Origin of the sequence: Halalkalibacter flavus (genome assembly GCF_036663575.1) — a bacterium.
Lineage (GTDB): Bacteria > Bacillota > Bacilli > Bacillales > Bacillaceae_D > Halalkalibacter > Halalkalibacter flavus.
In genome coordinates, this window is record NZ_JAWRVK010000080.1 from 1 (window position 1) to 8,631 (window position 8,631).

12 protein-coding genes are annotated in these 8,631 nt (G+C 33.7%); 10 read left to right on the top strand and 2 right to left on the bottom strand.

Annotated features, from left to right (window positions below):
- Positions 1 to 205 precede the first annotated feature (205 nt).
- Positions 206 to 682: a pyridoxamine 5'-phosphate oxidase family protein gene (locus SAY88_RS24090; RefSeq protein WP_332634951.1), complete on the top strand. Its 477-nt coding sequence runs from the start codon at positions 206 to 208 to the stop codon at positions 680 to 682.
- Between the two features lie 246 nt (positions 683 to 928).
- Here the strand turns inward: SAY88_RS24090 and SAY88_RS24095 are convergent, their stop codons facing one another.
- Entirely contained in the window at positions 929 to 1,312 is a 384-nt protein-coding gene (locus SAY88_RS24095) for an ACT domain-containing protein (RefSeq protein WP_332634953.1), read from the bottom strand.
- Positions 1,313 to 1,580: 268 nt separating this feature from the next.
- Between SAY88_RS24095 and SAY88_RS24100 the strand changes: the two genes are divergently transcribed.
- The 5 genes from SAY88_RS24100 (at position 1,581) to SAY88_RS24120 (ending at position 6,093) form a co-directional block, all read left to right on the top strand.
- Positions 1,581 to 1,787, top strand: coding sequence for a pentapeptide repeat-containing protein (locus tag SAY88_RS24100; protein ID WP_332634955.1), 207 nt, complete (start codon positions 1,581 to 1,583; stop codon positions 1,785 to 1,787).
- Between the two features lie 23 nt (positions 1,788 to 1,810).
- A complete protein-coding gene (locus SAY88_RS24105; protein ID WP_431308918.1) occupies positions 1,811 to 1,930 on the top strand; it encodes a hypothetical protein in 120 nt (39 codons plus the stop codon).
- A 271-nt stretch (positions 1,931 to 2,201) separates the two neighbouring features.
- Complete coding sequence (locus SAY88_RS24110) at positions 2,202 to 2,651, top strand: GNAT family N-acetyltransferase (protein ID WP_332634957.1); 450 nt, start codon at positions 2,202 to 2,204, stop codon at positions 2,649 to 2,651.
- 500 nt (positions 2,652 to 3,151) lie between these two features.
- Positions 3,152 to 5,581, top strand: coding sequence for a carboxypeptidase-like regulatory domain-containing protein (locus SAY88_RS24115; protein WP_332634959.1), 2,430 nt, complete (start codon positions 3,152 to 3,154; stop codon positions 5,579 to 5,581).
- A gap of 218 nt (positions 5,582 to 5,799) precedes the next feature.
- Positions 5,800 to 6,093: a hypothetical protein gene (locus tag SAY88_RS24120; RefSeq protein ID WP_332634960.1), complete on the top strand. Its 294-nt coding sequence runs from the start codon at positions 5,800 to 5,802 to the stop codon at positions 6,091 to 6,093.
- 248 nt (positions 6,094 to 6,341) lie between these two features.
- Here SAY88_RS24120 and SAY88_RS24125 read toward each other — a convergent pair whose 3' ends face one another.
- Complete coding sequence (locus SAY88_RS24125; RefSeq protein ID WP_332634961.1) at positions 6,342 to 6,500, bottom strand: hypothetical protein; 159 nt, start codon at positions 6,498 to 6,500, stop codon at positions 6,342 to 6,344.
- A gap of 397 nt (positions 6,501 to 6,897) precedes the next feature.
- Here SAY88_RS24125 and SAY88_RS24130 point away from each other — a divergent pair, with 397 nt between their 5' ends.
- From SAY88_RS24130 to SAY88_RS24145, 4 genes are all read left to right on the top strand, one after another.
- Entirely contained in the window at positions 6,898 to 7,059 is a 162-nt protein-coding gene (locus tag SAY88_RS24130) for a hypothetical protein (protein WP_332634963.1), read from the top strand.
- Between the two features lie 69 nt (positions 7,060 to 7,128).
- Positions 7,129 to 7,329: a hypothetical protein gene (locus SAY88_RS24135; protein ID WP_332634965.1), complete on the top strand. Its 201-nt coding sequence runs from the start codon at positions 7,129 to 7,131 to the stop codon at positions 7,327 to 7,329.
- A gap of 202 nt (positions 7,330 to 7,531) precedes the next feature.
- Positions 7,532 to 7,669 carry a hypothetical protein gene (locus tag SAY88_RS24140; protein ID WP_332634966.1) on the top strand — a complete coding sequence of 46 codons (138 nt, stop codon included), beginning with the start codon at positions 7,532 to 7,534 and terminating at the stop codon, positions 7,667 to 7,669.
- 462 nt (positions 7,670 to 8,131) lie between these two features.
- A complete protein-coding gene (locus tag SAY88_RS24145; protein WP_332634968.1) occupies positions 8,132 to 8,539 on the top strand; it encodes a GNAT family N-acetyltransferase in 408 nt (135 codons plus the stop codon).
- Positions 8,540 to 8,631: the final 92 nt, after the last annotated feature.

The window sequence follows — 8,631 nt, forward strand, 5'->3', positions numbered from 1 at the left end:
CACTTGGGGATCATTCTTTTTCATATATTTGATGGTGCCGCAGCGCGGCATGAGGGTCTACCATGAAAATAGGTTTCTTCAAAAATAGAAAAAAGAAGGGTGCGAATGCTGAACAAGGGTATTCGCCTTTCCTTATTGAAGTAAGATGCATTTAGTTGAAGAATTAAGGATATTATTAAAAGCCAATTCGATACTCAGGAGGTGCATGATGAGAATTATTAGGGATACAGGTAGAAGCTTTGATTTAGAAAGTTTTCTTTCTATGCCATTAGTAGCTCATTTATCGACGGTGGCAGAAGGTTCACCAAGAGATTCACCCGTTTGGTTTTATTGGCAAGATAAAAAAATTTGGATAATAGGTACTGCTTCAGATATATTTCCAGATAGAATAAGGAAAAATCCAAAATGTGCTATTGGAATAGTAGATTTCAACCAGCATACTGGCCTGTTTTTACATGCAGGATTTAGAGGGACAGCAATTGTCAACTCTTTTAATAAGATAATAGCTAATCAGTTACTTTCTCGATATTTGGGACCAGAAATCGAAAAATGGGACCCACGTTTTAAAGGTTTGGATGATAGTAATGTTTTAATAAGCTTTTCACCTGAAACAGTAGTAGTTCGTGACCAATCGTATGTTCTTCCTAAAAGGGACAAAAAGTCCGATTGCTTAAAAGAATAGTCCGTTATTGTAACGGAGCTTTTCTTCAATAAAATCTTCCACAATCGGGCGCTTTTCTGAAATAAGGAAAGCGTCTTTCTTCATGAAAAGGGCCATTTTCTGGAGTAAGGTTTATTGAACCAGCTTCCTGGTGCTGCCCCTTATAGGAATTCAATGTATCTAGGATACTAAAATAATCTCCTTTAGCTTTGAGCCAAAGGAGATTTTAGATCATTCTAGTTATGTTTGTTTGAGTGCAATTTATTTTTAGATGACAGAATGTCCGTGTTCAGATAATATCTGTAAAGTTTGTTCTAAAGTGTCTGACTTAATTAGAAGATAATCTGTGTTATAAGTAGAAATGGCAAAGATACTAATTTTAGCTTCAGCAAGTGGGGAAGCTAGGGAGGATAATACTCCTGTCAGTGAAAAATCAAGAGGCCCTTCCACTTTAATACATCTCCATTCGTTACTTATATCAATATTTTCAACATGCGACGGTACTACTTCTTCCGCACATACTATAGATAGTTCTTCATCTGTATAAGTAATTGAAACAAAATTTTTATTTTCAAGAGCCCATTTAGGAATAGCTTTAGAAGGATCTAATTTTAAGACAGACATTGTTCCAGGAAGTACAGATAAATTCAACAAATATCAACTCCATTTCCTCATAGAATAAGTTTTGTTTAACACGAAAAACAAAAAAGCCGGGAAAATATCGTTAATGATATCTCCCGGACCTGACCGGATAAAATAAACCGCGGAACCCTAGAAAACATTTTTATTAATATTAGAAAAATTATCTATCAGAAACATGTAATTGTCAATGCCCAAATAGGTGTTTACTGTGGAATTATTGAAGTGATGTTCAAGAAACTTATGATTACGGAAAGTGGTGGAGAGAGTTTGAAACTCGTTGAATCATAGAATGAAAAACTACCTGTATTTACTGAAAATAAGTGAAGTGTATCGTAAAGATATAATTAAAAATAGTAAAATGAAAAGAATAAAGAAAGGTTTAGATTACTTAGGAGCAAATCTAAAAGGGGCAGATTTACAAGGGGTTAGTTTTTGCGGAACACTAATGATAGCAGCTAATTTAAATCATGCTGATTTAAATTAGCTGACCTCAGAGATACAGACCTAATTAACGCGAACTTAACAGGTGCTATTTTTCTAACACAATCTCAAATAAATTCAGCTAAAGGAAATGGCCATACAAAAATACCAAACTTCTTAGAAAAACCAGATCATTGGTTGAAATAAATTAGCATTACCTCACTGTTTCCGTTAACTATGCATAATCATTATTGTAAAGGAAGCTTGATTGGAAGTTCTCTTTTAGATATTAAAAGCCCATTTTCTAATAACGATCTTTAAGAATCGGGCGCAATTTTGAAGTGAAGAATTGCGCTATATCCTATTTAGTGCCTTATTCTGGAGTAATGTATTATCGAAATGGTGAAAATTTGAAATAATTATTATTAAGTTAAAGGGTATTGTTAAATTTTTCTTAATAGGAAGGAAGGCTGAAAACATGGAAGTCAGAGTAAGTAAAAAAGTAGAAATTGATAAAATGCTAGATATATGGTACGAAGGTTCATTAATAGCACATGATTTTATTGATAAGGACTATTGGAAATCTCAGCGAAATGAGATGAAAGAAAAATATTTTCCAAAGTCTGAAAACTATGTTATATACAATAAAAAAGAAGTCGTGGGCTTCATCTCAATGGTAGATAACTATTTGGCTGCATTATTTATTGATAGTAAGTATCAAGGTAAAGGATATGGAAAAGAATTATTAAACTTTATAAAAGAAAAAAGGAAAAACATACAATTGAAAGTTTACAAGAAAAATGATGAAGCAGTTAATTTTTATTTGAGAAATGGTTTTGTAAAAAAAGAAGAATTATTGGATGAACAGACTGCCGAAGATGAGTTTTTAATGGAATGGAAAAGGGTTTTAATACCACGTAATATTTGACTTCTTGATTTTTCATCTGAAAATATCATTAATATTTAGCCAAAATGGGATATCTTTGTTTTCGGTCTCCCTCACAATCGGACGCTTTCTTCATTAAGACAACATAACTGATCATTTGGTTGCTTTAATTGAATAAGCTCAACAATAAAAGTAACGCTCAAAGGCATAATTTTGAGCGTTTTTTGTCTATTAATGTGTATGCAATTTATATTGTTAGTAAAAGCATTATCTTACTTGCTTTTTTATGTTTTCTCCATGTATAGGAACTTTTACTATTTAAGGAATTGGCTTAAACATTTTAATTGTAAACCCGTATGTTTCGGAAGCAACCCCTAAAAGACCTAGAAAAAAATAAATATTTATAGACCGAAATGCGGAAGGAAAAAAATTCCATTCCGTGGAATTATCTTTAGCGCAAGTATTAATACGGTCTTCCGTGGAGAGGAGTTCTAGTAATAGCTGTTATCTTATTTAATTTAATAGTTTTAGGAGGAAATTAGATGGATAGTGTATTAAGAAATTCATTATTTTTTGTCTTGATTATTGCTTTATTAGGGAGTTTATCTGTCAATGCTTCAGCTGAGACAAACCAAAACAGAAATCAGGATCAATATCAAGCAATGAAAGTAGAAAAAGAGGGTAAGAATAACCGTGTAGAAGCTACGGTGAAAGCAAAGGGCCATGAATTAAGAAATTCAACTCTCTTCATCCAAGAAAAGGGTAAATCGACAAAATCGTTTCAAGTTTTAACGGATTCGACGGGTAAGCTGAAAACGAAGTTACCAAATGGATCGTATACGATTAAAGCTTTTAATGAGGCAGATACTTGGTATAGTACAAACGCAACTTTTTCCGTAGAAGAGGGCAAGGTTAATGGGGCAAAAGAGAATGAAATCAGTCTTTCTCAAAAGAGTAAAATGAAAGAGCCTATAGGAAAGACAGAGTATAATGTTCAAGGAACATTATCGGATGGATCTAAAGGAATAAAAGGTGACTTTCTAGTTGCTAGATACACAGATGTAGAATATGAAGACGAGGTTTTTGTCGTTTCTAGTAAAAATAATGGACAATTTTCGGCAGCCCTTCCAGATGGAAATTATTATGTGTGGGGCGTATTAGTAGATGAGGGCTATTACCGTTACGAACTTTCTTTTTCTGTAGATGGAAAGGATCTTTACGTAAATGGTGAACAAGAAAGTAATTTGACAATTGTGCTTCCTGAAAATCGCTATAAAGGGCTGATTCGCGACAGCTCAAAAGGTATGACAGGTGCTTATGTTTACTTAGAATCAGTCATTGATGAAGTGGATTATGATTTTGAGTTTATTCAATCTGTTAAGGCAAATAAAAAAGGTGAATTTCAATTAAGAGAGCTGCCTGATGGTGAATATTCACTAAGCGTATTTGACAAAACGTATTATGCTTGGGATTATCAAAGATTTACAGTCGTTGATGGTAACCTCTTCGTTGATGGAAATAAAATCTCAGTAATAGACTTAGAGATTCCTGACATTAGCTTAAAGGGTACGGTCTATGATGGAAAAAAACCATTAAAGTATGGTTATGTTGATGTGGAGTTAGTCGATGAAGATGGCTATGGAACGGATTATTACGGTGTACCAATCGATAGTAAAGGGAACTTTGCTTATCGATTAAAGGATGGTGACTACCGAATTTCGTATATTGATGAGTATGATCGGTTTACTCGAGTCGACCTTTCATTTGAAATACGAAACGGAAAGATCCTTCAAGATGATAAGGTTATAACCTCACTGAAGATTGAGTTACCTCCTATTACGCTTTTGGGGAAAATTGTAGATGGAGAAACCAACCTTCAAGGTCAAGTGAATATTGAAAATATCTCAGAGGACAGTTATGACTGGTATTATGCTACCACTGATGAAAATGGAATTTATTCTCTGCGTTTGCCTGATGGTGAGTACAAAGTAACTTGGATGCATCTCTTTGATGACTATGAAGAAATTCCGCTTGCGCAAAGGTTTGAAATAATAAATCGTCAACTTTACGTTGACGGGCAGGAACAGGATATTCTCGAGCTTCAAATTCCTCCTGTAACACTACATGGAGTTTTAAAAGAAGGTGACAACCGTCTCGAAAGTGGAGAAGTAGGTGTTATGTCAGTAGACGGAGATTTCTATCATTGGAAATGGGTTAACGCTGATGGAACGTTATCGATGCGTTTACCGGACGGCCATTACATCATTAGAGAGGTTTATACAGGAGATGGCTCAATTACTTACGTAAATGAAGCTTTTGAGATTCGAGATGGTCAATTGTACGTAAATGACGAATTAAGAGAGGTATTAGAAATAGATGTACCTCCAGTTACTTTAATCGGATACCTCAAAGACAATGGGGTTCCTGTTCAAGGAGATGTGACCATTCATACTAGTACGATGGATCCGGATGGAGAGTATTTCCATTTATGGGGATGGACGAATGAGGAAGGTAGGTTTTCATTCCGGCTACCAGATGGAGATTATCAAGTGAGTTATGTTTATCTGTATGATGGGACGTCTTTTGTAACTGGGAAACAATTTACGATTCAATCTGGGCAGTTATTCATAGATGGAGAACCGGAAGACCTTCTAGATATTCAAGTAAATCCGGTCACTTTATCAGGGAAAGTCTACAATAATGGGAAAATGGTAAGAGAAGGTTATGTGGCGGTCATAAAGGTGAATAACCAGGGAGATTGGATGGAAGGGCATTATAGTTGGATTGATTACGACGGAACGTATAAATTACGTTTGTCTGATGGAGATTACGAGTTGCTTGATGTAGAAACTTTTAGAGAAACGGTATCTTTTAATCTGTCATTCAGCATTCAAGGAGGAATTGTAATTGTGAATGGAGAGGAAGTTTCTAGTCTTGATCTTGAGTTACAGGAAGGCACTGTAAATCCTTAATTTAACTACAAATTGATTCATCTAAAAGGATTGGCGTTCAACGGCTGTGCTGTTGAGCCAATCCTTTAACTTGTAAGTAGGCTGTGGAGTACGTTCCTGTACAAGTATTTTTTAGAGTAATGCGAATTTGGAGAGGTGATAAATAAGGATGAGCATACGAATTGCTTGGGATGAAAGTGGCGCATTAGTGAAGGTTTTATAAAGTTAGGGGGATCTGTTTGTTAAATGAACATATTAAAGGATTAAGTATTATTTCTTCGTTATTAGCAATAGCAGGATTAGTTCTGATGTTTTCAAGTATTTCTTTTGGAACGGCTCTTGGGGATTCTTGGCTTCTTAATCAAGTAGATGGTGTCGCTGATACTAGCCAATACAACATGATTGTTGAGACTTATAAAAATAACTTTGTAATTACTGGCAGCATACTGTTTAGTGCAGGTATACTAACTGCTATACTTACTTACTATACAGCCGTACTATTCGGAAGAAAGGAGAACAACAATATCGTTTAATGGAAAATATGTGCACTCGCCAGGGTAGGAAATACTTTTACTTCTATGATCGGAGTTTATGTAAATATACAGAAAAAGAAATATGCTTTTTCTTTTCAAGCAAATTAAATCCAAAAGTTACAAAAAGAGAGCAACTGTGATGGTAGTTACCAGTCTGCTCTCTTTTTTACTCGTTGTAGACCTATAAGAATGAGAGGTCATCCTACCTTTTGGGTTTTAATCCTTTTATTAGTATGATAGTAACGATTTTAAACATCAGCTAATGCGAAACAAGGATCATTAAAGTAAACAACTTCTGAAATAATTTTGTAGCCTTGAATGTTCGCAAAAGCTTCTTTTGCTTCTTTTTCTGTGTCAAATTCAAACATCGTAGTGTTTCCCTTTGAAAAGGTAGTGATGATCCACATAAAAAGTTGGCCTCCTTTTTCCATAGATTGATAATGTGTTTGTACTCATATCTTATCCTCTCTCTAATGTGTTCGCCAACCCATTTGTAATATTTTCTGGCAGAAATTTATATTTTTCAAAAGATATAAATATAGTTGCTTATTTTTGAAGACTCATAACGAATACTGTCACTCTTAAATAAAGTCACGGTGTTTATAAAAAAACGCATGTTTTGCGCCTTTGGATTTGTTTATCTAAAGGGCCATTAATAGAGTAACACTTGGCAATCAAATTGGATATTTATGTTAAAATAATTAGAGACTGTGAAGGATTGTACTTAAATTAACGAAGCAGGTTAACGAATCAAGAAGGCTATACATGTTAGTACATAGACCATGACTAAGGAAGGTGAATACATTGCTACAAATCATTCTTTGGTTACTTCTAATTATTTTATTGGCTCTTTGGACGGTAAGACTTATTTCGGGTAAACCAGAAACGAAAAAAATGCCAATTAGTGTGCAAGCTATTTCAATTCTCGTAGTCTTCATGATTTTATTACGGAGTCATCCATTCTAATAATTTCCTAATTAAAGTAAAGTGCAGGTTAGGATAAAAGTACAATCAATTAGAGGGGAGGAAAATTGATTGTTAATTGGTTTGATGCAAGTTATAGGTATATTCTATTATTCGACTTGGTTTATCTGGCCTTTTGTTTTTATTCTTTCATTAGTTCATGCAATTTCATCTTTAGTAGAAAACGATACAGCATCGAAAAAAACAGCCATTGTTGCTTCGGTATCACTTTTAATAATTCTGGCTGGTATCACTGCTCCTAATTTTAATTGATTATTGTATGAAGAAGATTAGAGCAATAACAGTAATAATTTATTTAGGATGTCATTCATAGTTTTTGAAAATGTGAAGGGATACACTTCAACTAACGGAGTGCATTCCTTCAACTAGGGATGCTTTTTTTCTATGCCAATAAAAAGGAAATTAATGTTAAACTAAGAAGCAGGTTACTGGAATTAATATTGGGGGAATTAAATTGGAAATAATCACTGGAATAGCTATTGTACTTATTGTGTTTTTTTCATCGAGCATCATCGAGAAAAGGTTAAAATCTATTGAAAATCAAAACAAACGTGTTATAGAAGTTTTAGAAGAAATAAGAGATAAAAAATAAAAAGGTTCTTAAAGTAACGGGTGCTTTACTTGAACAGCGGTAGCAGTCAAATTGTGGGTGCTCCTGTTGTTTTTTATTAAACAACTAACGAGCAGGTTAAAAAACTCGATTGAAAGTGAGGAATAAAAAAATGACTATAACTTACACGTCACCTTTTTGGTTTTCTTTGCTAATTGTAATGATTATAATGTTTTCAATTAATTACTTAGTTCAAGCATTTATATCGAAGAAAAAAGGTAAAATTTTAACTTGGGGTTTCGTTTCGGTCCTTTTTATTCAAAGTTTAGTTATCACGATATTATTTGAATTCATATAGATAATTTTTTTTACACTGTTCAACTAACGGAGAGCGATAGCTACAACGGCTATCGCTTGTTGTGCTAACAGGACAGTTTAGCACAAGAAGAACCGAAGATAATTTTGATAGTAAAATAGTAATTATTAACTTTAAGGAGTTTAATTATGGTTATAAGATATGAAAGTTTAATACCAGACAAGGATGAATTTTTTCTACTATATGAAACAACAGGTTGGAATAGTAATGGTACATACACGAAAGAACAGTTATTCAAAGCTATTAAAAATAGTTGGTATTGTATCTCGGCTTATCATAATGATAAATTAGTTGCCTTTGGTCGAATTATCTCAGATGGAGTATATCAAACGTTTATTGGAGATATGATAGTTCATCCAGAGTATCAAAAAAGAGGTATCGGTAGTGAAGTTTTAAATTTACTAACGGATAAATGTAAGGAAAGTGGGATTAAATGGGTTCAATTATCTTGTGCTAGAGGTAAAATTGATTTTTATAAAAAGTTTGGTTTTAAAGAAAGACCAGTCGATGGACCTAGCATGCATAAGTTTATCTAATTGATTCTTTATTAAACTATCCTGAAAATAACCATTGGTAGAAGTGCATTTTTGGCATACGAAACTAGACCTAGCAAAATCTTTTAAAAAAA

Bases quoted from the DNA above. Each gene is read 5' to 3' on its own strand.
- SAY88_RS24090 (WP_332634951.1), top strand. From the start codon at position 206: ATGATGAGAATTATTAGGGATACAGGTAGAAGCTTTGATTTAGAAAGT.
- SAY88_RS24110 (WP_332634957.1), top strand. From the start codon at position 2,202: ATGGAAGTCAGAGTAAGTAAAAAAGTAGAAATTGATAAAATGCTAGAT.
- SAY88_RS24115 (WP_332634959.1), top strand. From the start codon at position 3,152: ATGGATAGTGTATTAAGAAATTCATTATTTTTTGTCTTGATTATTGCT.
- SAY88_RS24125 (WP_332634961.1), bottom strand. From the start codon at position 6,500: ATGTGGATCATCACTACCTTTTCAAAGGGAAACACTACGATGTTTGAA.
- SAY88_RS24145 (WP_332634968.1), top strand. From the start codon at position 8,132: ATGGTTATAAGATATGAAAGTTTAATACCAGACAAGGATGAATTTTTT.